Below are 21,996 nucleotides of genomic sequence, written 5' to 3' on the forward strand. Positions count from 1 at the left end.
CCGCCCGATGCGCAGCACGGCCCGTCCGCATCCCCGCCACAGCCCGTCCGGCGCGCAGCACGGCCCGCCCGGTGGGCAGCACGGAACGTCCGCCCCCTGCCACAGCCCGCCCGGCGCGGTGCACGGCCCTCGTCCGGTAGGCAGCACGGCCCGCCCGCACCCCCGCCACACCCCGCCCGGCGCGCCGCACGCCCCGTCCGCACACCCGCCACGGCCCGGACGATGGGCCGTCCGGCCCGGACGACGGGCGCCGACGGCCCATGTGGCCCATTCGCCTGGCCCTGTCGAGCCGCTCGGGGGCGGCCTCCGCGCTAACGTGCCGTCACGTTTGACGCACAGCGCCACGAGGAGACTTGAGGACCGCATATGACAGAGCAGCCACGCGAGCAGTGGGCCACCCGGGCCGGCTTCCTGCTCGCCGCGATCGGTTCGGCCGTCGGGCTCGGAAACATCTGGCGGTTCCCCGCGATCGCCTACGACAACGGTGGCGGCGCCTTCCTGCTGCCGTATCTCATCGCGCTCCTGACGGCGGGCATCCCGCTCCTGATCATGGAGTACGCCATCGGGCGGAAGTACCGGCTCTCGCCCCCGGCCGCGCTGCGCCGGATGGCCCGGCCCGCGGAGGCCATCGGATGGTGGCAGGTCGTCATCTCCTTCGTGATCGGCACGTACTACGCCGTCATCATCGCCTGGGCCGTGCGCTACGTGGGATTCTCCGTCGGCCAGCAGTGGGGTGACGATCCGGAGGCGTTCCTCTTCGGGGACTTCCTGCGCGCTCCGGACACCCCGGGGTTCCTGGACGGCTTCGTGCCGGGGGTGTTCTGGCCCCTGATCGCCGTGTGGGTCGTCGTGCTGGTCGTCCTGGCGTTCGGGATCCGGCGAGGCATCGAGCGCGCCAACAAGATCTTCATTCCGCTGCTCTTCGTCCTGTTCGCCGCGCTGGTGATCCGGGCACTCACGCTGGACGGAGCGGCCGCCGGTCTCGACGCCCTCTTCACCCCGGACTGGTCGGAGCTCGGAAACGGCAGTGTCTGGGTCGCCGCCTACGGACAGATCTTCTTCTCGCTGTCCATCGGCTTCGGCATCATGGTCACGTACGCCTCCTACCTGGGCCGCCGGGCCGACCTGACGGGCTCCGCGATGGTGGCCGGCTTCGCCAACAGCTCGTTCGAGATCCTCGCCGGCATCGGGGTCTTCGCCACCCTCGGCTATCTGGCGACCGCCTCGGGCGTCGGCGTCGACGAGGTGGCCGGCGCGGGCATCGGTCTCGCGTTCGTCGCCTTCCCCGCGGTGATCTCGGAGATGCCGTTCGGCGGCCTCTTCGGCATCCTGTTCTTCAGCTCCCTGGTAATCGCGGGACTCTCCTCGTTGATCTCCATCGTGCAGGTCGTCGTCTCCGCGGTGCAGGACCGGACCGGGATGCGCCGCAAGACCGCGGTCCTGGGCGTCGGCGGTCTGGTCGCGCTGGTGTCCGTCCTGCTCTTCCCCACCGAGTCCGGCATCTATCTGCTGGACACGGCCGATCACTTCATCAACCAGTACGGCATCGCGCTGGCGGCCCTGGTCGGCCTGATCGTGATCGTCTGGGTGCTGCGGCAGCTTCCCGGCCTCCAGCAGAACGCCGACGCCACCTCGGCGGTACGGCTCGGCCACTGGTGGCGCATCTGCCTCGGCGTGATCACGCCGGTGGTCCTGGGCTGGATGATGGTCGACAGCCTGCGGACCGAGTTCGATGAGAACTACGAGGGTTACTCCACCGGGTTCCTGCTCTCCGCGGGCTGGAGCGTCGCCATCGGGGCCCTGCTGGTCGGCGTCATCCTCTCGCTCATGCCGTGGCCGGCCGGTGGCGAGGACATCGACCTGGACATGGAGTCGCCCGCAGACCGGAAGGACCGCTGATGTCCACCAGCGCCATCATCATGATGATCATCTCCATGCTCATCGTCTGGGGTGGGCTCGTCGCCGCCATCCTCCGGCTGCGGCAGCACCCCCAGCCGGAGGAGGACATGCCGCCGGGGACCCACCGGGCGGAGTGACCGGAGCCGTACGGGCCCGGCGACGGGCCCGCTCGGTGGCCGCATCCCCCGCCGACGGGAAGCGGCGGACGGCGGGGGCGGGCGGCCCCGGCCGTCGGCACCGGGACTCCGCACCAGGGCCCGGTACCGGCGCCCGGTACCGGGACTCGGCGGCTCGGCACCGGGGCGCGGCACCGGGCCTCCGCACCCCGGGGCGCGGAAGCGGGCCTCCGCACCGTTGCTCGGTAGCGGGACGCGGCATCGGTGACCGGGTCCGGGCCCCGGCATCGGCCCCGGCCGCTGCCGGGGAGTAACGGCCCGTCCCTCCCCGGCGGGCAGGGCAGGCCGGTCCCGGGCCGTGTCCTGACCCGGTTCTCCGGTCCGACGCGGAATACTGGCGGCCATGGTCGGCCAACTCCGCGACCGGGTCCTGCCGGCCCGTCAGCGCCGCGGTTTCGAGGAACTCCAGCAGGACCTGGACCTGTCGTCGGGGGACAGCGCGTCGAAGCGCTCCGCCTTCTGGACCATGCTCGCGCTGTCGTCCGTCATCGCGGCGGGCGGCATCCTGACGGACTCCACCGCGACCGTCATCGGTGCGATGATCATCGCTCCGCTCTCCACCCCGATCATGGGGATCGCCCTCGGCGCCGTGCAGCGCCGCCGCACGAGCGCCCTGCTCTTCGTCGTCCTGGGGTGCCTGCTGGTGATCCTGGTCGGCGCCGTGGCCTCGGTCGCCGTGCCCCGGTCGTACGACCTGCTGACCAACGACCAGATCTCCGGCCGCACCTCACCGGGCCTCCTCGACCTGGTCTCCGCGGTGGCCACCGGATTCGCCGGAGCCGTGGCCCTCGCGCGCAAGGATGTCGCCGCCGTGCTGCCCGGCGTGGCCATCGCCATCTCCCTCGTCCCGCCCCTCGTGGTCACGGGTGTCTGCGCGGGTGAGACCCAGTGGTGGCTCGCCGCCGGTGCCCTGGTCCTCTTCCTGTCCAACCTCGTGGCCCTCGTCTTCGCCGGCATGGTCGTGTTCGCCTCGCTCGGCTACACCGGGGCGGCCGGAGAGCGCACCGGGCGGGCGCCGCGCCGCGCCTACCTCATGCTCGGGCTGCTCTTCCTGGCCGTGCTGCTCCCGCTGGCGGCGAACACGGTGGCGACGGTGCTGCTGAGCACCTGGACGGCACGGGCCAAGACATCGGCGGAGCGCTGGCTGGAGCAGAGCCCGGGGTCGACGGTCACCAGCGTGGACGCCCGGTCCAGGACGCTGTACATCCATGTACGCGGCCCGGGGGAACTGCCTCCGATCGAGAGCCTGCTCGACGATCTCGCGGGCCGGATTCCCGACGGTGTCCCCATCGTCGTCGACAGCACACGGGGTCGGCAGATCACCGCCGGGACCGTGGGAGCCCCAGGCTCCTGAAGCGCTCCGGACGGCGGAGGGATCCGGACGCGCCCGGACCGCTGATCGTGTACGTGTCCACAGCCCGTGCCGGTGCCGGTGCGAGAACGTTCACGGCCGGGAGGGCGAGGACGGCCCGGGGACCTCCGGTGCCGCCGGCCGTGAGGTCCGTGCCTGATCCGCCATCTCCGCCATCTCCGCCCGCAGGGCGGCCACTTCCCGGGTCAGGGACTCCAGGAGAGCGGTCTGCCTCATCTCCTCGGCGTTGTCCCGCTCGAAGCGGGAGATGAACCAGGCCGCGATGTTCGCGGTCACGACACCGAGCAGGGCGATGCCGGAGAGCATCAGCCCCACGGCGAGCAGCCGGCCGAGCCCGGTGGTCGGTGCGAGGTCCCCGTACCCCACGGTCGTCATCGTGGTGAAGGACCACCACACCGCGTCCCCGATCGTGCGGATGTTGCCGTCCGGTGCGTCCCGTTCCACCTGGAGCACCGCGAGTGACCCGAACATCAGGAGGCCCACGACGGAGCCGGCGACGTAGACGGTCAGCGTGATCTGCGGCGCGTTGCGGGCCCGTCGGCCCAGCAGCAGGAGCGTGGAGACCAGCCGCAGCAGCCGCAGCGGCTGGATGAGCGGCAGGGCGACCGCCAGCAGGTCCAGGGGGTGGCGGCGGACGAAGGCCCACTTCCCCGGCGTGAGCACCAGCCGCGTCACGTAGTCGCCGGCGAAGGCCGCCCACACCGACCACTCGACGGCCCGGCAGGCCGCGTGGATCCAGGCAGGCGCGTCCGGAACGAGGACGGGAACCGCGTAGGCCAGGGCGAAGCACGCGGCGAGGAGCAGCAGCGGGGTCCGCGTGCGCTGCTCCCATGCGTCCACCTTGATTCGATGCTTCATACGGGCATCGTAGGAGCCGGGGGAAGGGGCCGGGCGGGGCGGTGCCGCGCCGACGGACGGGGGCCGACGCGCGGGCGTCGGCCCCCGGTGCCCGGCCGTCGCCGCCCGATGCCGGGCGCATCGTCCCCCGGCGCCCCGCCGGGGCCCCTCACTCCCGGGTCAGGTCCCTGAGCGCCGTGTTCAGTTCGAGGACGTTCACCCGGGGCTCGCCCAGGAAGCCGAGGAGCCGGCCGGTGGTGTGGGCGGCGACGAGGCTGCCGACCTCCTTCACGTCGAGGCCGTTCCTCTCGGCGACCCGGTGGATCTGGAGCCTCGCGTACGCGGGTGAGATGTGCGGATCCAGGCCGGAGGCGGAGGAGGTGACGGCGTCGGGCGGCACGTCGGCGGGCTTCACCTCGTACGTCGCGGTGGAGTTGTCCTGGATCACGGCCGCCCTGGCCTCCTTCACCCAGGCGATCAGCTCCTCGTTGTCGCCGGAGCGGTTGGTGGCGCCGGAGACGAGCAGGGCGTACTGGGTGTTGACGCTGTTGGCGCCGAGGCCGCGGGAGGGCCGGGGCTGGAACCACCTCAGGTCCGGGGCGGGGGACGCCTCGCCGGCCCGCGGCGGGAGGTCGTAGCGCTGGCCGATGAGCGAGGAGCCCACGACCTGCCCGCTCGCGTCCTTGATCTCGGAGCCGTCGGCCCGGTCCTCGAAGAGGAGCTGGGCGACGCCGGTCACGGCGAGCGGGTAGATCACCCCGCACACCAGGGTGAGGACGAGCAGGGCTCGCAGTCCCGCTCCGAGTACGCGCGCGGTGCTGCTGACGGTGTGGTGGGTCATGGCGGATCAGCCGATTCCGGGGATGAGGGTGAGGAGCAGGTCGATGAGCTTGATGCCGATGAACGGGGCGACGATGCCGCCGAGTCCGTACAGGCCGAGGTTGCGGCGCAGCATCCGGTCGGCGCTCGCGGGCCGGTAGCGCACTCCCCTGAGGGCCAGGGGTACGAGCGCGACGATGATCAGCGCGTTGAAGACGACGGCGGACAGGATCGCGGACTCGGGCGAGGCCAGGCCCATGATGTTCAGCCGGTCCAGCGACGGGTACGCCACGGCGAACATGGCGGGGATGATCGCGAAGTACTTCGCGACGTCGTTGGCGATGGAGAAGGTGGTCAGGGCTCCCCGGGTGATGAGGAGCTGTTTGCCGATCTCGACGATCTCGATGAGCTTGGTGGGGTCGGAGTCGAGGTCCACCATGTTCCCGGCCTCCTTGGCGGCCGAGGTCCCGGTGTTCATCGCGACGCCGACGTCGGCCTGGGCCAGGGCGGGGGCGTCGTTGGTGCCGTCGCCGGTCATCGCGACGAGCTTGCCGCCGGCCTGCTCCCGCTTGATGAGGGCCATCTTGTCCTCGGGGGTCGCCTCGGCCAGGAAGTCGTCGACCCCCGCCTCCCGGGCGATCGCCTGCGCGGTCAGCGGGTTGTCGCCCGTGATCATGACCGTACGGATACCCATCCGGCGCAGTTCCCCGAACCGCTCCCGCATGCCCTCCTTCACCACGTCCTTGAGGTGGATCACCCCCAGGACCCGGGCGCCGTCTGCGTCCTCCACGGCCACCAGCAGCGGTGTGCCCCCGGCCTGCGCGATCCCGTCCGTGCGCGCCGCCGCGTCCTCGGGGACCTGGCCTCCCCGCTCCTTCACCCAGGCGAGGACGGAACCGGACGCGCCCTTGCGGACCTTGCGGCCGTCCAGGTCGACGCCCGACATCCGGGTCTGCGCGGTGAACTCCACCCACGCCGCTCCCGACAGCTCGTCCTGGTCGCGCCCCCGGAGCCCGTGGGTCTCCTCGGCGAGGGCCACGACCGACCGGCCTTCCGGGGTCTCGTCGGCGAGCGAGGAGAGCCGGGCGGCGCCCGCGAGGTCGGCTTCCGTCACGCCCGTGACCGGGACGAACGCGGCCGCCCGGCGGTTGCCGAGGGTGATGGTGCCGGTCTTGTCGAGCAGCAGGGTGGAGACGTCGCCCGCGGCTTCGACCGCGCGGCCCGACGTGGCCAGGACGTTGCGCTGGACGAGCCGGTCCATCCCGGCGATCCCGATCGCGGACAGCAGTGCCCCGATCGTGGTGGGGATCAGGCACACCAGCAGGGCGGCGAGCACGACCAGCGAGGTCTGGTCGTCGGCGCCCGCGTACATCGCGAACGGTTTGAGGGTGACGACGGCCAGCAGGAAGACGATCGTGAGGGACGCCAGCAGGATGTTCAGGGCGATCTCGTTGGGTGTCCGCTGCCGGGCGGCGCCCTCCACCAGGCCGATCATCCGGTCGACGAACGTCTCGCCGGGCTGGGTGGTGATCCTGATGACGACGCGGTCGGACAGCACCTTCGTCCCGCCGGTGACGGCCGAGCGGTCGCCGCCGGACTCCCGGATGACCGGCGCCGATTCGCCGGTGATCGCGGACTCGTCGACCGAGGCGACGCCCTCGACCACGTCCCCGTCTCCGGGGACGGTGTCACCGGCCTCGCAGACCACCAGGTCGCCGATGTGCAGATCCGTCCCCGCGACCCGTTCCTCGTTCGGGCCGATGATCCGGCGGGCGACGGTGTCGGTCCTGGCCCGGCGCAACGTGTCGGCCTGCGCCTTGCCCCGGCCCTCCGCGACCGCCTCGGCGAGGTTGGCGAAGACCGTGGTCAGCCAGAGCCAGGCGGTGATCGCCCAGCCGAACCAGTCGGCCGGGTCCCTGAGCGCGAGGACGGTGGTGACCACCGAGCCGACCAGCACGACGAACATCACCGGCGACTTCACCATGACGCGCGGATCGAGCTTGCGCAGTGCGTCCGGGAACGACGTGAGGAGCTGGTGCGGGTCGAAGAGCCCGCTGCCGACGCGGTCGGCGGCGCCCCTGCCGCCGGTCGGCGGCAGGTCTCCGTGCGGAGCGCGCGTGGGGGTGGGGGTGACGGTGCTCATGAGGCGAGCCCTTCGGCGAGCGGGCCCAGGGCCAGGGCCGGGAAGTAGGTGAGTCCGGTGATGATCAGGACGGTGCCGGCGAGCAGCCCCGCGTAGAGGGGCTTGTCGGTGCGCAGGGTGCCGGCGGTCTCGGGTACGGGCTTCTGTTCGGCGAGCGAACCGGCCAGGGCGAGGACGAACACCATGGGCAGGAACCGGCCGAGCAGCATGGCGATGCCGATGGTCGTGTTGAACCACGGGGTGTCGGCGTCCAGTCCGGCGAAGGCGGAGCCGTTGTTGTTGGCGCCGGAGGTGTAGGCGTAGAGGACCTCGGAGAACCCGTGCGCTCCGGAGTTCGTCATCGACTCGGCCGGGCCCGGCAGGGCCATCGCGGCGGCGGTGAAGCCGAGCACGAGCACCGGGGTGACGAGGATGTAGCAGGCGGCGAGCTGGATCTGGCGGATGCCGATCTTCTTGCCGAGGTACTCCGGGGTGCGGCCGACCATCAGCCCGGCGATGAACACCGCGATGACCGCCATGATCAGCATGCCGTACAGGCCGGAGCCGACACCGCCGGGAGCGATCTCGCCGAGCTGCATGCCGAGCATCGCGATGCCGCCGCCGAAGCCCGTGTACGAGGAGTGGAAGGAGTTGACCGCGCCGGTCGAGGTCAGCGTCGTGGCGACCGCGAAGATCGACGATCCGGCGATCCCGAAGCGGGTCTCCTTGCCCTCCATGGCACCGCCCGCGATCTCGAACGCCGGGCCCCGGTGGGCGAACTCGGTCCACATCATCAGGGCCGTGAAGCCGATCCAGAGGACGGCCATCGTGCCGAGGATCGCGTACCCCTGCTTCAGGGAGCCGACCATCCGGCCGAAGGTCCGCGTCAGCGCGAACGGGATCAGCAGGATGAGGAAGATCTCGAAGAGGTTGGAGAGGGGGTTCGGGTTCTCGAAGGGGTGGGCGGCGTTGGCGTTGAAGTAGCCGCCACCGTTGGTGCCCAGCTCCTTGATGGCCTCCTGGGAGGCGACCGCGCCGCCGTTCCACTGCTGGGTGCCGCCCGTGAACTGCCCGACCTCGTGGATGCCGGAGAAGTTCTGGATCGCCCCGCAGGCGACCAGGACGAGCGCGCCGGCCACCGAGACCGGGACCAGGACGCGGACGGTGCCGCGTACGAGGTCGGCCCAGAAGTTGCCGAGTTCACCGGTACGGGAGCGGGCGAAGCCCCGGACGAGTGCCACCGCCACGGCCATGCCGACCGCGGCGGACAGGAAGTTCTGCACCGCGAGCCCGCCGGTCTGCACGACGTGGCCCATGGCCTGTTCGCCGGAGTAGGACTGCCAGTTGGTGTTGGCGACGAAGGAAGCGGCGGTGTTGAACGCCTGGTCCGGGTCGATCGAGGAAAAGCCGAGCGAGCCGGGCAGCGACCCCTGTATCCGTTGCAGGAAATACAGGAGGAGAACACTCACCGCCGAAAAGGCGAGCACGGCACGCACATAGGCGGGCCAGCGCATTTCGGCGGCCGGATTCACGCCGATGATCCGGTAGACCCACTTCTCCGGTGTGCAGTGCCTGTCGGAGGAGTAGACCTTGGCCAGGTAGTCGCCCAACGGGCGGCAGGCCAGGGCAAGGGCGGCCATGAGGGCGCTGAGCTGGAGGATTCCAGCGACCTGGGGGCTCATGTCGGCTCTCAGAACCTCTCCGGACGCAGGAGAGCCAGGACGAGATATCCGAGCAGGGATACGGCTACGACGAGGCCGACGATGTTTTCTGCGGTCATGGCCGGGTCACCGACCGGGCGATGAGAGCCACCAGCGCGAATATCGCGATCGTGGTGACGACGAAGGCCGGATCGGCCATCGTGAACTCCTGAGGATGCGAGGAAGTGAATCAGCCGTTCGGCCGATCCGAGCCAACCTCGAATCCACCCGTGGAATAAGCCGCCTTGACGGGGTCCATACGTATGCGGCGCCACCCTTGACGGCCGGCTGACGCCCGCTTGACGCGCCCCATACGCCCGCCGGTCGCCGTGGCACGCGGCACGAGGAAGGGCCTCGACCGGGCGGAAGGCACCGCGCATCCGGTCCGGCCACGCGCAGACGGAGCGGCGATGGGATGTTTTTCGGACTTTCAGCGGTGATTTCACGACGGTGGCCGATGCGCCGCCTTCTCCCCTCCTAAGCTCTACACACCTGTAGACCTACTGGGAAAGAGGAACGGGCGTGGCTTCGATCGACCTGGACAAGGTGCTGGACAAGGCGTGGGCGGACAAGAGCGTGCCCGAGGTGCTGGCGGCGCCGGTCTCCGCGCTCAAGGGCGTCTCGGACCGTCAGGGCGACCTGCTCAAGGAGGCGTTCGGCGTGAAGACGGTCGCCGATCTCGCCGCACTGAAGTACGTCGGGTGGGCGCAGGCCCTGGCGGCGCTGGACGCGGCGAAGTAACGCCCGGCCGGTGACGGGTGGGGGGCGTGGACGGGCTCGTCCACGCCCCCGGTACCGCCCACGGGCCGGGGCGTGGGGCCCGCCGGCTTCGGGCCGGGCCCTCAGCCCCGGCCGCGGGCCCGGCGTGACATCACCGCGCGCAGCACCCGGCGGCCCTCCGTGGACAGGTCCAGCGCCTTGCGGAGGCCGGCGCCGCTGCCCGCCGTGCCGGTGGTCTCCGCGAGGATCTCCAGGATCCGGACCTGCCGTTCCAGCTCCCCCGCGACCAGCGGACCGACGGCCGCGGGTTCACCGCTGCGGGCCGCCTTGAGCAGGTCCTCCTCGTCCGCCGGCGCCTCCCCGTCCGGGGCGTCGAACCGGCCGTGGACCCGGAGCGCGACCAGCGAGCAGGCGTCGGCCCACTCCCGCAGCGGCTGGGCAGCGAAGTCGGAGGGAGCGGCGCCGAGCATGGCCCGTACGAGCGCGGCCGGGCCGTCGGGGACCGACGCCTGCTCCAGCTCCGTCCGCACCGCCGCGAGCCGGATGGCCCAATCCCGTCCGTTCTCGCAGCTCGCCCAGAGGGGGCGCAGGGGCTCCGCCCCGGTCCCCGCGAGCAGGGGCAGGCAGCGGTCCAGACAGGCCAGCGCCCCGGCGGCCAGCGCGCGCTCGTCGGCCCGTCCGATCAGTTCCAGCAGACTCATCGACGTCTCCCTCGGTCTACCGGATACTGCGCCGAATGGCCGAAAATCGTCACTTGGGAGCAGAGGTCACCGGTGGCCGCCGGGTGCCGGGGACGGCGCCGGGGCATCGGGCGCCTGTCCGCGCAGAGCCCGTTCGACCTGCATCCGGGTGACGGCGCGGACGTAGAGGACGGCGAGGACGGCGGCGACGATGTCCAGCGCGTCCGAGGCCGCCACCAGGCCCGCCGCCTGCACGATCGCCTCCGGGTCCTCGGCCCGCTCCCACAGGCGCCCGGTGGCCCGGGTGAAGAGGAGGCTCGCGACCCACGCGGCCCACCAGAGGTTGAGCGGGGTCCGGGGAACCTCGCGCCAGCCACCGTCCGCGCGGGTCTGCGCGCTGGCCTCCCAGACGCCGCTCGCCACGCGGTAGGGGAACCAGAAGTTGGCGATGGGGACGAACCAGCCGCCCACGGCCCAGCCGGGGCCCATGCGCTGCACGGAGGGGTCGAAGACCTCGGCGTTCCGGCGGGTCCGGTGGAACCAGACGATGAAGACGACGGCGGTGGCCAGCAGCGCCACCCCCTGGGAGAGGGCGGCGACGCCGTACAGCGTCTCGGCCGTGTCGCCGTCCCGGCCGTAGATGTCCATGGAGCCGTCCTTCACCAGCCCCTGCCAGAGGCCGCGCATGTGCAGTCCGGTGCCGATGGCGAACAGGTCGGCGGCGATCACCACGCCGAGCAGCGCCGTCACCGCCCGGGCGAGACCGACGGGCGAGCGCGGCCAGGTGCCCACGCCCCAGCCCCCGGGGCCGGGGACCGGAGCCATGAGGCCTGCGGGCAGCGGCGGCCGGGTGCCCGAGCAGAAGGTGCACAGGCCGTCGTCGGTGACGGCCGTTCTGATACGGCAACGGGTGCAGAGCATGGCGAAATCCCCCCGGGACACGATGGTGGAAACAGGGCCGCACGTCCCTCCCCAGGAGCACGCGGCCGACGGCGCGCAGCCCGGCGGCTGCCGGGCTGTCCGCCTCGCATCTTCGCAGGTGGACCAGGTCTGTCGTCACCCGCGTACATCCGTGGGGGGCCAGGCCCGAGCGGGGGCGGTCCTTTGGGGGTGACCCTTTGGGGGGGCGGTCCCTTCGGGGCCGACCGCTCACCCCGCGCTGCCGGTCCGCTCCGCCAGGTCCCGGAACTGCGCCCAGCTCAGCTCGGGCTCGCGCGGGTCCCACAGCTTCTGCGAGGTGGCCACGAGCGGCATCCTGATGCCGTTGGCGACCTGCTCGGTGGTCTGCGCGTTCGGCAGGTCGCCCCAGACGGCGAACCGGCCGCCGAGGATCTGCCGCGAGTAGCGCTCGGCCACGGGTTCGGTGCCGCGCAGGACCAGCGGGGTCCACTGCTCGTAGATCCGCTCACCGGTCGGGTAGACGAACTCGTTGGGTTCGCCGAGCACGTAGTAGAGGAACTCGTCGTTGAGGTTCAGCATCTTGTAGCCCTCGGCGAGGTACTCCTGCGGCGGGCGCGCGCCGATCTCCTTGCCGGTCCAGTACTCGATCTCGATGTTCTCGTCGGCCTTGACCTTCGTGCCCCGGAAGAGCCCGTCGTTCCAGGCCTTCGCGGTCCGCCCCTCGGGGACGACGACGTCCGCGCGGTCGTTCAGCCAGCTGGTGGCCAGGTCCTCGATGGTGGCGTCGGCGCCGTGCCGCTGCTCGGCGGCCCGCTGGAGCTGGGGGTAGGAGGCGGCGGGGTCCCGGACGGTCAGCGCCTGGTACTCGTCCGCGCCGAGGTGCCAGAAGCGCCCCGGGAACAGCTCGGTGTACTCCTTGAGGAGTTCGTCGATGAGCTCCGCCGCGGCCGGCTCGGAGATGTCGATGGACCCCCTCGACGCGACGCCCGCCGTGTTGCGCAGCTGGAGGTCGGGGTGGGCGGCCAGCACCGCGCCGAGGTGTCCGGGCGAGTCGATCTCGGGGACGACCTCGATGTGCCGGCTGTTGGCGAGGCCGACGATCCGGCGGACCTCGTCCTGGGTGAGGGCCTCGTCGGAGACCACCTCGGGGTGGGACTTCGACTCGATCCGGAAGGCCTGGTCGTCGGAGAAGTGCAGGCCGAGCTGGTTGAGCTTGAGGTCACCCATCTCGCGTATGCGGTCCTCTATCCACTCCGCGCTGTAGTGCTTGCGCGCGATGTCGAGGTTGAGTCCGCGCTGCGGCCGGTCCGGCCGGTCGTTGACGACGCCCTCGGGGACCGTGCCGTCCGCCGTGAGGGACTGCTTGAGCGTCCGGGTGCCGTAGAAGACACCCGACTCGCCGGGGCCGGTGATCTTCACCTTCCGATCGCGCACGGTGAGCGTGTACGACTCGGCGGGGCCCGCGTCCTTGGCCCCGAGCGCCAGCTCGACGTCTCCCGTCCGGGGCGGCTCGGCGCCCCGGTAGCGGATCTTCAGCTCCTCGGCGAGCAGCCGCGCCTCGTCGGCGAGGACCTGGCTGCCCTCGGCGATGACGACGGTGCTGTCCTCGCCCGGCTGCCAGCCGGGCCCCCGGGCCGGGGTGTGCTCGCGCACCGCGGGGATCGTGCTCGGGGTGCTGGACATCGGGTAGCTGCGGGAGGGCGACGGGGCGGCCTCGGCGGAGGTCCCGGAGGGCGACGCCGCGTCACCGGACGGCCCGCTGCCGGACCCGTCCGGCCAGACGACGACGGTGAGGACGACGGCGGCTGCGGCCGTGACAGCCGCGCCGGTGACAAGGGCACCACGCGTGGGCGACATCGGGCGGATTCCTCCGTTGAGGGGTCAAGGGCGAGCGAAACGAGTGAAGAGGGTGCAAGGCTGACATTTCTCCCACGACCTCGCCCATCGAGGACGGCGGGCGACCGGACGGAATCCCGGCCGACGCAGGTCAGGCGTCCATCACGCGTTCCGAAACTCTCCCGTTCGGGTGATTCTTCTCCGGCCCGCCGGACGCCCGCCGACCGGTCTCGTTAGCGTTACGGAACATTCGTCTCCTTCTTCACTCCCTCTTCACCCTCACCTCGCGCAACCTCCTTGCGCTCCCGCCTGTCTTTCAGGGACGGAAGACCTTCGCGTACCCCTGCGGACCCTTCGCGGGATTCCAGGGCCCCGCCCGGTCACAGCTGTCATTGATACGAGGAGTCCACGCTGTCCAGGTCCAGCGAGCCCCCCGCCGGCCTGCCGAAGCGACCCGCGCCCCCGGCCGGCCCGTCGGGCGTGCCCGTGCAGCCGCGCCACCCGGCCCCGGCCGACGCCCCGGTTCCCGACGGTGCCGCGGTTCCCCGCGGTGCCCAGGCGGCGCCCGCCGACGGGGCGCAGGCCGACCATGCCGTCGCCCTGGCTCATTTCAACAGCCTCCCCTTCGCCGCCGCCGAGGCGGCCTTCCTGGAGTGCTGCGGCAGTCTGCGCTGGGCCCACCGGATGGCCGCCCACCGCCCCTACCCCGATCTCGGCGCTCTACTGGCCGCTTCCGACGAGGCGGGCTACGACCTCGCGCCCGGCGACATCGCGGAGGCCCTGGCCGCGGAGCCCGCCCCCTGCCTGCACCACGACGCGCCCCGCGCCGCCCATCTGGCGCTGCGGGCCGCGCACGCGGCGTACGAGAGCCGCTTCGGCCACACCTTCGTGATCTGCCTGGACGCCTACGCGCCCGCCCAGCGCGTGGACCAGGTGCTCGCCGCGATCCGGGTCCGGATGGAGCACGACGTGGACGAGGAGCGGGCGGTGACCGCCGAGGAGCTGCGCCGACTCGCCCGGAGCCGGATCGTCGAGCTGGTGACCGCGGGTCCCGGGCAGGGGGCGGCGGGCGGGGCGCGAGTCGCTTCGGGCAGCGGCCGGGAGCGGGCCCGGGGGGCCTGACCGACACGCCCCCCTCTAGCCCGTACGTGCCTGTTTGATTGCCACTTTGATCACACCAGAGGCCCCCGCGCGAACGAACCGACAAAGCGTCGCTACGATGGCCGGGGCCGGTGGACCGTACCCGGCCGGGTCAGACCGACAGTCAAGCCGGCCGACCCCAATCCCCGCTCCCGGAGGGTTCTTCCGTGCCGGCTGGAACGCTGTACCGCGGCCGGGAAGGCATGTGGTCGTGGGTGGCTCATCGAGTCACCGGTGTCCTCATTTTCTTCTTCCTGTTCGTACATGTCCTGGACACCGCTCTCGTCCGCGTCTCCCCCGAGGCCTACGACGACGTCGTGGCCACGTACAAGACGCCGATCGTCGCGCTCCTCGAATACGGCCTGGTGGCCGCGATTCTCTTCCACGCGCTGAACGGTCTCCGGATCATCGCCGTGGACTTCTGGGCCAAGGGCCCGCGCCTCCAGAAGCAGATGCTCTGGACCGTGCTGGGCATCTGGATCGTGCTGATGGTCGGGGCCCTGTACCCCGTCCTCGGTCACGCCGTACGCGACGTCTTCGGGAGCTGAGGCCCATGTCCAGCGAGACTTCTTCCGCAGCCGCGATCGGTGACGTCGAGGGCGTGAGCCTCTACGACGTCGACAACCCGGCCCCGGTGATCGAGCCCCCGCGCAAGCGCACGGGCAAGACCCCCAAGGCCTCGCGCGGCAACTTCGAGATGTACGCCTGGCTCTTCATGCGCCTGTCGGGCATCGTCCTGACCGTCCTCGTCATCGGCCACCTGCTGATCCAGCTGGTGCTCGACGGCGGCGTCTCCAAGATCGGCTTCGCCTTCGTGGCGGGCCGCTGGGCCTCGCCGTTCTGGCAGGTCTGGGACCTGCTGATGCTGTGGCTCGCCATGCTGCACGGCGCCAACGGCCTCCGTACGGTCATCAACGACTACGCCGAACGGGACAACACCCGCTTCTGGCTGAAGATGCTCCTGTACACCGCCACGGTGTTCACCGTCCTGCTGGGCACGCTGGTGATCTTCACCTTCGACCCGAACATCCGCTAGGCGCCGGGACAGAGGGACCAGAGGAAAACCATGCAGATCCACAAGTACGACACCGTCATCGTCGGCGCCGGCGGCGCCGGCATGCGCGCGGCCATCGAGTCGACCAAGCGCAGCCGTACCGCCGTGCTCACGAAGCTCTACCCCACCCGCTCCCACACGGGCGCCGCGCAGGGCGGCATGGCCGCCGCGCTCGCCAACGTGGAGGAGGACAACTGGGAGTGGCACACCTTCGACACGGTCAAGGGCGGTGACTACCTGGTCGACCAGGACGCCGCCGAGATCCTGGCGAAGGAGGCCATCGACGCCGTCCTCGACCTGGAGAAGATGGGCCTGCCGTTCAACCGGACGCCCGAGGGCCGCATCGACCAGCGCCGCTTCGGCGGTCACACCCGCAGCCACGGTGAGGCCCCGGTCCGCCGGTCCTGCTACGCCGCGGACCGCACCGGTCACATGATCCTCCAGACGCTGTACCAGAACTGCGTCAAGGAGGGCGTGGAGTTCTTCAACGAGTTCTACGTCCTGGACCAGCTGATCACCGAGGTCGACGGGGTCAAGAAGTCCGCCGGCGTCGTCGCGTACGAGCTGGCGACCGGCGAGATCCACGTCTTCCAGGCGAAGTCGGTCATCTACGCCTCCGGCGGCACCGGCAAGTTCTTCAAGGTGACGTCGAACGCCCACACCCTGACCGGTGACGGCCAGGCCGCCTGCTACCGGCGCGGTCTGCCGCTGGAGGACATGGAGTTCTTCCAGTTCCACCCGACGGGCATCTGGCGCATGGGCATCCTGCTGACGGAGGGCGCCCGCGGTGAGGGCGGCATCCTCCGCAACAAGGACGGCGAGCGCTTCATGGAGAAGTACGCGCCGGTCATGAAGGACCTCGCGTCCCGTGACGTCGTCTCGCGCTCCATCTACACGGAGATCCGTGAGGGCCGCGGCTGCGGTCCGGCCGGTGACCACGTGTACCTGGACCTCACCCACCTGCCGCCGGAGCAGCTGGACGCCAAGCTCCCGGACATCACCGAGTTCGCGCGCACGTACCTCGGCATCGAGCCCTACACGGACCCGATCCCGATCCAGCCGACCGCGCACTACGCCATGGGCGGCATCCCGACCAACGTCGAGGGCGAGGTGCTGGCCGACAACACCACCGTCGTCCCGGGCCTGTACGCCGCCGGCGAGGTCGCCTGCGTCTCCGTGCACGGCGCCAACCGCCTGGGCACCAACTCGCTGCTCGACATCAACGTCTTCGGCAAGCGCTCCGGCATCGCGGCCGCCGAGTACGCGGCGAAGGCCGACTTCGTCGAGCTGCCCGAGAACCCGGCCCAGCTCGTCGCCGACCAGGTGGAGCGGCTGCGCACCTCCACCGGCACCGAGCGCGTCGCCGCGCTGCGCCTGGAGCTCCAGGAGTGCATGGACGCCAACGTGATGGTGTTCCGCACCGAGCAGACGATCAAGACGGCGGTCGACAAGATCGCCGAGCTGCGCGAGCGGTACCTCAACGTGTCGATCCAGGACAAGGGCAAGCGGTTCAACACCGACCTGCTGGAGGCCATCGAGCTGGGCAACCTGCTCGACCTGGCCGAGGTCATGGCGGTCTCCGCGCTCGCCCGCAAGGAGTCCCGCGGCGGTCACTACCGTGAGGACTACCCGAACCGCGACGACGTCAACTTCATGCGCCACACCATGGCGTACCGCGAGGTGGCCGCCGACGGCGCCGAGTCGATCCGGCTCGACTACAAGCCGGTCGTGACGACCCGCTACCAGCCGATGGAGCGTAAGTACTGATGGCTACCCCGACCCTGGACAAGACCGACAACGCCGAGGCCGGCTTCGCCGACTCGCCGTTCATCACCGCCACGTTCCGCATCCGCCGCTTCAACCCCGAGGTGTCGGACGAGGTCCAGTGGCAGGACTTCCAGATCGAGATCGACCCGAAGGAGCGTGTCCTCGACGCCCTTCACAAGATCAAGTGGGATCTGGACGGCACCCTGACGTTCCGCCGTTCCTGCGCCCACGGCATCTGCGGCTCCGACGCGATGCGGATCAACGGCAAGAACAGGCTCGCCTGCAAGACGCTGATCAAGGACATCAACCCGGAGAAGCCGATCACGGTCGAGGCCATCAAGGGCCTCACGGTCCTCAAGGACCTCGTGGTCGACATGGACCCGTTCTTCCAGGCGTACCGCGACGTCATGCCCTTCCTCGTCACCAAGGGGAACGAGCCGACCCGCGAGCGTCTGCAGTCCGCCGAGGACCGCGAGCGGTTCGACGACACCACCAAGTGCATCCTGTGCGCCGCGTGCACGTCCTCGTGCCCGGTGTTCTGGAACGACGGCCAGTACTTCGGCCCGGCGGCGATCGTCAACGCGCACCGCTTCATCTTCGACTCGCGTGACGAGGCCGGCGAGCAGCGCCTGGAGATCCTCAACGACCGTGACGGCGTGTGGCGTTGCCGCACCACGTTCAACTGCACGGACGCCTGCCCGCGTGGTATCGAGGTCACCAAGGCGATCCAGGAGGTGAAGCGCGCGCTCATCACGCGTCGCTTCTGACCTTCCCGTAACTCCGGTTACGTCGACGGGCCCCGCCCCCGCAGCCTCACCGCTGCCGGGGGCGGGGCCTGTTGCTGCACCGGGCCCGTGCGGGCGGTACGGTTCAGCGGAGCTGAAGACCGAGAAGGAACGGGGATCGTCGTGAGCGAGCCGAATCCGTACGCGGACGACGCGTACAAGTGGGGGCCGCCCCAGCAGCCGGGCCACCAGCCCACCGTCGCGGACGGCCAGGCGTACGGCTACCCGAACCCGGGGGGCGCTCCGGCGTACGGCTATCCGCAGCCGCTTCCGGAGTCGGCGGCCCAGCCGGGGCCCGGTTACGGCTACCCCCAGCACGCGCAGCCGACGATGCCCGGCCAGTACCTCCCTGTGCCGCAGGGCGCGCCGGGCCAGGGCGGGGTGCCGGTGCTGTCGATCGGCGACATCACCGTGATGAACGACGCGATCGTCACGCCGTCCGGGTCGATGCCGCTCAAGGGCGCGGTCTGGACGGCCACGGACATGTCGCGTACGGAGGAGAAGATCCCGCCGCACGCGATCGTGCTGGCGATCGTCTTCGCGCTGTTCTGCCTGGTCGGTCTGCTGTTCCTGCTGATGAAGGAGAAGCGGACCACCGGCTTCGTGCAGGTGACGGTGACCAGCGGCGGCCGGCACCACTCCACGATGATCCCGGCGATGGGCCCGCACACCTTCCCGGCGATCATGGGGCAGCTCAACCAGGCCCGCTCCATGAGCATCTGAGCCACGGGCCGGGGGCATGGCACGTTTCACGCACACGGTCACCGTCGCCGCCCTGGACCGGGGCTGGTTCGAGGAGGCCGCCGGCGCGCTGGTGGACCTCCTCGACACCTCCCGGGAGGGCCCGGCCGGGTCGGTCGTGCTGGCGGACGGGCGGGCGGTGGCGGGGCTGCGGCTGCTGAAGGGGCGTCATCTGCGGCCGGGGGCGCGGTACGGGGAGGTCCCGGCGGCGCCCGAGGGGGCCGCCCGGAAAACCGGTCCGGTCGTGCCCGAGGGGGCCGCCGGGGAAGCAGGTCCGGCCGTGGAGGCGGCCGGCGGCGCCGCGCTCGCGTCCGGTCCGGCCGACGGCCCGGCGGCGCCGGTCTCCGGGGCGGGTGACTCCCCGGCGGCCCAGGCCTTCGTCCTGCGCTCCTGGCGCCCGTCGCACTCCGTGGAGGCGGAGAGCCTCGTCGTGGAGGACGGCATGTCCCTGCGGACGAGCCTGCGGCTGAGCCGGCCCCGCAGACCCCGCGCGGTGGAGCTCTCCCTGGCGGGGCACAGGGCCGGGGGCGGCTCGCTGTACCGCTTCTCGGGGCGCGGCCAGGCCGATCTGGCGGCCTGGTGGGCGGCCGCGGACCGGCTTCCCGCCGCTCCCCCGGCCGCCCGGCCCCCGGTGACAGTACGGGCCGTGCACCGGCTGGCCAAGGCCCGTCTCACCCTCACCCCGCACCCGGCCGACGACGGTTCCTGGCGGATCACCGTCGCGCTGGGGGTGCGCGGGCGGTGGTTGCTGCGGCCGGTGGGCGCGGTGGTGCTGTTCTTCGCCCGGGGCCCGCTGGAGCGGGGGCTGCGGGAGGCGGCTCAGGGCGCGGCCGCGGAGTGGAACAGGGCGCTCGCGGAGCTGACGCCCTTGCACGGCGACGCGTTGCGGGCGGAGATCGCGGACGCGCTGGTGGACCCGGACGGGCGCGAGGCCCTCTGACCCCTCCCCCGAGCCCCCCTTCTCGATCATGTTCACGAGGAGGTCCGCGGTCACGCCCGGCGGCCGGGGCAGCGCGCCCCGGGGCGCGTGAGTGCGCCGTCCCCTCCGGCGGCCGGTGGGCCCCCGATATCCTGGGGCCCGTGGTGAAGGAAGAGAAGAACGTGCAGGAGAAGAGGCCGGCCAGGGCCGCGAAGAGCGAGCAGACCCGCACGCTGATTCTCGAAACGGCGCTCCGGCTCTTCGCGGAGCGGGGCTACGACCGGACGACCATGCGGGCCATCGCCCAGGAGGCGGGCGTCTCGGTCGGGAACGCCTACTACTACTTCTCCTCGAAGGAGCACCTGGTCCAGGGCTTCTACGACCGGATCGCCGCGGAACACGCGACGGCCATCCGGCCGGTGCTGGAGGGCGACCGGGATCTGACCGTACGGATCAGGGGCGTGCTGCTGGGCTGGCTGGACGTGGCCGAGCCCTACCACCGCTTCGCCGCCCAGTTCTTCAAGAACGCGGCCGATCCGGACAGCCCGCTCTCCCCGTTCTCCGAGGACTCGTCGGCCGCCCGTGACGCGGCGATCTCCATCCACGAGCGCTGTATCGCCGGGGCGGACGTCAAGAGCGACCCGGAACTGGCGCCGCTGCTCCCGCAGTTGATGTGGCTGATGCAGATGGGCCTGGTGCTCTTCTGGGTGTACGACCGCAGCGAGGACGCCGAGCGCAGCCGCCGGCTCGTCGAGCGCACCGCGCCGATCGCCGCCCGGGCCATCGCGCTCTCCCGGTTCCGGGTGCTGCGCCCGCTGGTGCGGCAGATCCACGGGCTGCTGGTGGAGTTCCTGCCGGGCGCCGGCCCGGGTACGGCGACGGCCGGGGCTGGGCCCCGGCCGTCGGACTGAAGCGGCGCCTCCCGGGAGGCGCCGGACGGTCAGATCCAGGCAAGCTCCCACAGTCGCCAGGTGCCGGTGCCGTCGGAGAGGTACTGGGAGCCCGCGACCTCGGACTTGGCGACGACGTAGTCCTTCTTCTGCCACAGCGGCAGCAGCGGGACGTCCTCGCCGACGAGCGCCTGCATCTCCTTGAAGTCGCCGGAGGTGCGGCTGCGGTCGCTGAACTGCTGCGTGGCCGCGATCAGCTGGTCCATCTTCTTGCTGGAGTAGCCGCTGTGCAGGACGTTGCCGGTGCCGACGAGCGGCTGGCTGAAGGTGTCCGGGTCCGGGAAGTCGGGGAACCAGCCGACGGTGTACATGTCGTACTTACCGGCCGCGTACTCCTTCTGGTACTTCGTCCACTCCACGGCCCGCACCGAGACCTTGAACAGCCCGTCCTTCTCCAGCTGACGGCGCAGCTCGGCGGTCTCCTTGGTGTACTGGTCGCCCTCGCGGTAGGCGAAGTCGATGGCGACGGGGATCTCCACCCCGGCCTGCTCCAGCAGTTGCTCGGCGCGCTCCGGGTCGGAGGAGGGGTAGGCGTCGAAGAACGGGGTGCTGTGGCCGATGTACCCGGTGGGGATGAGCGAGTACAGCGGGTCGACCGTGCCCTGGTAGACCTTCCGGACCAGCGGGCCCCGGTCGAGGAGCGCGGCGATGGCCTGGCGGACCTTCTTCTCCCCGAACGGCGAGTCCTCGCGGGAGTTGAAGATGATGTTGCGGATCTCGGCGCTGGCGGCCTCGGTCACCCGCACGTCCGGGTCGTTGACGTTGAGGTCGGCGAGCGTCTCGGACGGCAGCTGGCGGTGGGCGATGTCCACCTCGCCGTTGTCCCAGGACGTCTGGAGTTCCTCGGAGGTCTTGAAGTAGCGGATGTTGACCGCTTCGCCGGTCTTCTTGAGCGCGCCCCGGTACTTCAGGTTCGGCACGAGCTCGGCACGGTTCCCGGACTCGTACGACTTGAGGACGTACGGGCCGGAGCCGTCGACCTGGTTGCCCGCACGGAGCTTGTCGCCGGGGTACTGGGTGGAGTCGACGATCGCCGCGGCGCCGGTGGCGATCTTCTGCGGGAAGGTCGCGTCCCTGCCCGACAGGTTGAACGTGATCGTGCGGCCCTCGGTCGTCACCGATTCCAGCGTGGGGAAGAGGCCCGCGGGACCGACGTCCGACTTGATCCGGAAGATCCGGTCGAAGGAGTACTTGACGTCCTCGGCGGTGATCTTGCGGCCGTTGGAGAAGGTCAGGTCGTCACGGAGCTTGCACTGGTACGTCTGGAGCTTCTGCCCGACGAACCCGCAGCTCTCGGCGGCGTCCGGTTCCGGCGTGACGGCGTTGGGCTTGAACGTCATCAGCGACTGGTAGATGTTGCTGTAGATCGCCCAGGAGCCCGCGTCGTAGGCGCCGGCCGGGTCGAGCGAGGTGACGACGTCCGACGTCCCGACCGTGATCGCGTCGTTCTTCGCCTCCCCGGACGGGAGCAGTTGCCAGGCACCGACGCCCGCTATGACCAAAACCGCGAGAATCGCGAGAATCCGTACCCGGACCGACCGCATTGCCGTGCTCTCCCTATACCAGCCCCACCACGGCG

Annotated in this window: 21 protein-coding genes; 12 read left to right on the forward strand and 9 right to left on the reverse strand. The window is 71.1% G+C overall.

Features of this window, described 5'->3' with window-relative positions; all coding sequences use genetic code 11:
- Positions 1–366 precede the first annotated feature (366 nt).
- From KME66_RS11615 to KME66_RS11625, 3 genes are all read left to right on the forward strand, one after another.
- Positions 367–1,899 carry a sodium-dependent transporter gene (locus KME66_RS11615; RefSeq protein ID WP_216321658.1) on the forward strand — a complete coding sequence of 511 codons (1,533 nt, stop codon included), beginning with the start codon at positions 367–369 and terminating at the stop codon, positions 1,897–1,899.
- On the forward strand, positions 1,899–2,036 hold the full coding sequence (locus tag KME66_RS11620) for a methionine/alanine import family NSS transporter small subunit (protein WP_073227521.1): 138 nt from the start codon (positions 1,899–1,901) through the stop codon (positions 2,034–2,036). Before KME66_RS11615 ends, KME66_RS11620 begins: the two co-directional genes overlap by 1 nt.
- Positions 2,037–2,418: 382 nt before the next feature.
- Positions 2,419–3,429 carry a TIGR00341 family protein gene (locus tag KME66_RS11625; RefSeq protein WP_073227525.1) on the forward strand — a complete coding sequence of 337 codons (1,011 nt, stop codon included), beginning with the start codon at positions 2,419–2,421 and terminating at the stop codon, positions 3,427–3,429.
- Positions 3,430–3,519: 90 nt separating this feature from the next.
- Here the strand turns inward: KME66_RS11625 and KME66_RS11630 are convergent, their stop codons facing one another.
- From KME66_RS11630 to kdpF, 5 genes are all read right to left on the reverse strand, one after another.
- Entirely contained in the window at positions 3,520–4,305 is a 786-nt protein-coding gene (locus KME66_RS11630; RefSeq protein WP_216321660.1) for a potassium channel family protein, read from the reverse strand.
- Between the two features lie 148 nt (positions 4,306–4,453).
- Positions 4,454–5,125 (reverse strand): potassium-transporting ATPase subunit C, encoded by a 672-nt coding sequence (locus KME66_RS11635; RefSeq protein ID WP_216321662.1) that lies wholly within the window; start codon positions 5,123–5,125, stop codon positions 4,454–4,456.
- Between the two features lie 6 nt (positions 5,126–5,131).
- Positions 5,132–7,246, reverse strand: coding sequence for a potassium-transporting ATPase subunit KdpB (gene kdpB, locus KME66_RS11640; RefSeq protein WP_216321666.1), 2,115 nt, complete (start codon positions 7,244–7,246; stop codon positions 5,132–5,134).
- Positions 7,243–8,907: a potassium-transporting ATPase subunit KdpA gene (gene kdpA / locus KME66_RS11645; protein ID WP_216321669.1), complete on the reverse strand. Its 1,665-nt coding sequence runs from the start codon at positions 8,905–8,907 to the stop codon at positions 7,243–7,245. Before kdpA ends, kdpB begins: the two co-directional genes overlap by 4 nt.
- 8 nt (positions 8,908–8,915) lie before the next feature.
- Entirely contained in the window at positions 8,916–9,005 is a 90-nt protein-coding gene (gene kdpF, locus KME66_RS11650) for a K(+)-transporting ATPase subunit F (protein ID WP_073227539.1), read from the reverse strand.
- A 442-nt stretch (positions 9,006–9,447) separates the two neighbouring features.
- On the opposite strand from kdpF, the gene KME66_RS11655 reads away from it, so the two are divergent.
- Positions 9,448–9,666 carry a hypothetical protein gene (locus tag KME66_RS11655; protein ID WP_073227542.1) on the forward strand — a complete coding sequence of 73 codons (219 nt, stop codon included), beginning with the start codon at positions 9,448–9,450 and terminating at the stop codon, positions 9,664–9,666.
- A 101-nt stretch (positions 9,667–9,767) separates the two neighbouring features.
- Here KME66_RS11655 and KME66_RS11660 read toward each other — a convergent pair whose 3' ends face one another.
- From KME66_RS11660 to KME66_RS11670, 3 genes are all read right to left on the reverse strand, one after another.
- A complete protein-coding gene (locus tag KME66_RS11660; RefSeq protein WP_073227545.1) occupies positions 9,768–10,346 on the reverse strand; it encodes a hypothetical protein in 579 nt (192 codons plus the stop codon).
- A 66-nt stretch (positions 10,347–10,412) separates the two neighbouring features.
- Positions 10,413–11,246, reverse strand: a complete 834-nt coding sequence (locus tag KME66_RS11665; RefSeq protein WP_216321673.1) for a DUF4328 domain-containing protein — start codon at positions 11,244–11,246, stop codon at positions 10,413–10,415.
- A 228-nt stretch (positions 11,247–11,474) separates the two neighbouring features.
- Positions 11,475–13,082, reverse strand: coding sequence for a family 20 glycosylhydrolase (locus tag KME66_RS11670; protein WP_073227548.1), 1,608 nt, complete (start codon positions 13,080–13,082; stop codon positions 11,475–11,477).
- 459 nt (positions 13,083–13,541) lie between these two features.
- Here KME66_RS11670 and KME66_RS11675 point away from each other — a divergent pair, with 459 nt between their 5' ends.
- The 8 genes from KME66_RS11675 to KME66_RS11710 all read left to right on the forward strand — a co-directional run bounded on the left by KME66_RS11675 (position 13,542) and on the right by KME66_RS11710 (position 20,378).
- Positions 13,542–14,183 (forward strand): 2-oxo-4-hydroxy-4-carboxy-5-ureidoimidazoline decarboxylase, encoded by a 642-nt coding sequence (locus tag KME66_RS11675; protein WP_253208306.1) that lies wholly within the window; start codon positions 13,542–13,544, stop codon positions 14,181–14,183.
- A 185-nt stretch (positions 14,184–14,368) separates the two neighbouring features.
- Positions 14,369–14,749, forward strand: a complete 381-nt coding sequence (gene sdhC, locus KME66_RS11680) for a succinate dehydrogenase, cytochrome b556 subunit (protein WP_006127027.1) — start codon at positions 14,369–14,371, stop codon at positions 14,747–14,749.
- A 5-nt stretch (positions 14,750–14,754) separates the two neighbouring features.
- The gene (locus KME66_RS11685) at positions 14,755–15,237 is read left to right on the forward strand and encodes a succinate dehydrogenase hydrophobic membrane anchor subunit (RefSeq protein ID WP_065490425.1); all 483 of its coding nucleotides are present in this window, start codon (positions 14,755–14,757) and stop codon (positions 15,235–15,237) included.
- Between the two features lie 30 nt (positions 15,238–15,267).
- On the forward strand, positions 15,268–17,022 hold the full coding sequence (gene sdhA, locus KME66_RS11690) for a succinate dehydrogenase flavoprotein subunit (RefSeq protein ID WP_073227551.1): 1,755 nt from the start codon (positions 15,268–15,270) through the stop codon (positions 17,020–17,022).
- Entirely contained in the window at positions 17,022–17,789 is a 768-nt protein-coding gene (locus KME66_RS11695; protein WP_073227553.1) for a succinate dehydrogenase iron-sulfur subunit, read from the forward strand. The genes sdhA and KME66_RS11695 overlap by 1 nt, the downstream gene beginning before the upstream one ends.
- Before the next feature lie 141 nt (positions 17,790–17,930).
- Positions 17,931–18,530, forward strand: coding sequence for a hypothetical protein (locus KME66_RS11700; protein WP_073227556.1), 600 nt, complete (start codon positions 17,931–17,933; stop codon positions 18,528–18,530).
- Positions 18,531–18,546: 16 nt separating this feature from the next.
- Positions 18,547–19,488, forward strand: coding sequence for a hypothetical protein (locus KME66_RS11705; RefSeq protein WP_216321675.1), 942 nt, complete (start codon positions 18,547–18,549; stop codon positions 19,486–19,488).
- A 140-nt stretch (positions 19,489–19,628) separates the two neighbouring features.
- Entirely contained in the window at positions 19,629–20,378 is a 750-nt protein-coding gene (locus KME66_RS11710; RefSeq protein WP_216321678.1) for a TetR/AcrR family transcriptional regulator, read from the forward strand.
- A gap of 29 nt (positions 20,379–20,407) precedes the next feature.
- On the opposite strand, the gene KME66_RS11715 is transcribed toward KME66_RS11710, so the two are convergent.
- Positions 20,408–21,961, reverse strand: a complete 1,554-nt coding sequence (locus KME66_RS11715) for an ABC transporter substrate-binding protein (protein WP_216321681.1) — start codon at positions 21,959–21,961, stop codon at positions 20,408–20,410.
- Between the last annotated feature and the right edge of the window lie 35 nt (positions 21,962–21,996).

The organism is Streptomyces sp. YPW6 (assembly GCF_018866325.1).
Classification (GTDB): Bacteria; Actinomycetota; Actinomycetes; order Streptomycetales; family Streptomycetaceae; genus Streptomyces.

Excerpts from the sequence above, each read along its gene's own strand:
- KME66_RS11615 (WP_216321658.1), top strand. The coding sequence starts at position 367 with ATGACAGAGCAGCCACGCGAGCAGTGGGCCACCCGGGCCGGCTTCCTG.
- KME66_RS11620 (WP_073227521.1), top strand. The coding sequence starts at position 1,899 with ATGTCCACCAGCGCCATCATCATGATGATCATCTCCATGCTCATCGTC.
- KME66_RS11625 (WP_073227525.1), top strand. The coding sequence starts at position 2,419 with ATGGTCGGCCAACTCCGCGACCGGGTCCTGCCGGCCCGTCAGCGCCGC.
- KME66_RS11630 (WP_216321660.1), bottom strand. The coding sequence starts at position 4,305 with ATGAAGCATCGAATCAAGGTGGACGCATGGGAGCAGCGCACGCGGACC.
- KME66_RS11635 (WP_216321662.1), bottom strand. The coding sequence starts at position 5,125 with ATGACCCACCACACCGTCAGCAGCACCGCGCGCGTACTCGGAGCGGGA.
- kdpB (WP_216321666.1), bottom strand. The coding sequence starts at position 7,246 with ATGAGCACCGTCACCCCCACCCCCACGCGCGCTCCGCACGGAGACCTG.
- kdpA (WP_216321669.1), bottom strand. The coding sequence starts at position 8,907 with ATGAGCCCCCAGGTCGCTGGAATCCTCCAGCTCAGCGCCCTCATGGCC.
- kdpF (WP_073227539.1), bottom strand. The coding sequence starts at position 9,005 with ATGACCGCAGAAAACATCGTCGGCCTCGTCGTAGCCGTATCCCTGCTC.
- KME66_RS11660 (WP_073227545.1), bottom strand. The coding sequence starts at position 10,346 with ATGAGTCTGCTGGAACTGATCGGACGGGCCGACGAGCGCGCGCTGGCC.
- KME66_RS11665 (WP_216321673.1), bottom strand. The coding sequence starts at position 11,246 with ATGCTCTGCACCCGTTGCCGTATCAGAACGGCCGTCACCGACGACGGC.
- KME66_RS11670 (WP_073227548.1), bottom strand. The coding sequence starts at position 13,082 with ATGTCGCCCACGCGTGGTGCCCTTGTCACCGGCGCGGCTGTCACGGCC.
- KME66_RS11685 (WP_065490425.1), top strand. The coding sequence starts at position 14,755 with ATGTCCAGCGAGACTTCTTCCGCAGCCGCGATCGGTGACGTCGAGGGC.
- sdhA (WP_073227551.1), top strand. The coding sequence starts at position 15,268 with ATGCAGATCCACAAGTACGACACCGTCATCGTCGGCGCCGGCGGCGCC.
- KME66_RS11695 (WP_073227553.1), top strand. The coding sequence starts at position 17,022 with ATGGCTACCCCGACCCTGGACAAGACCGACAACGCCGAGGCCGGCTTC.
- KME66_RS11705 (WP_216321675.1), top strand. The coding sequence starts at position 18,547 with ATGGCACGTTTCACGCACACGGTCACCGTCGCCGCCCTGGACCGGGGC.
- KME66_RS11715 (WP_216321681.1), bottom strand. The coding sequence starts at position 21,961 with ATGCGGTCGGTCCGGGTACGGATTCTCGCGATTCTCGCGGTTTTGGTC.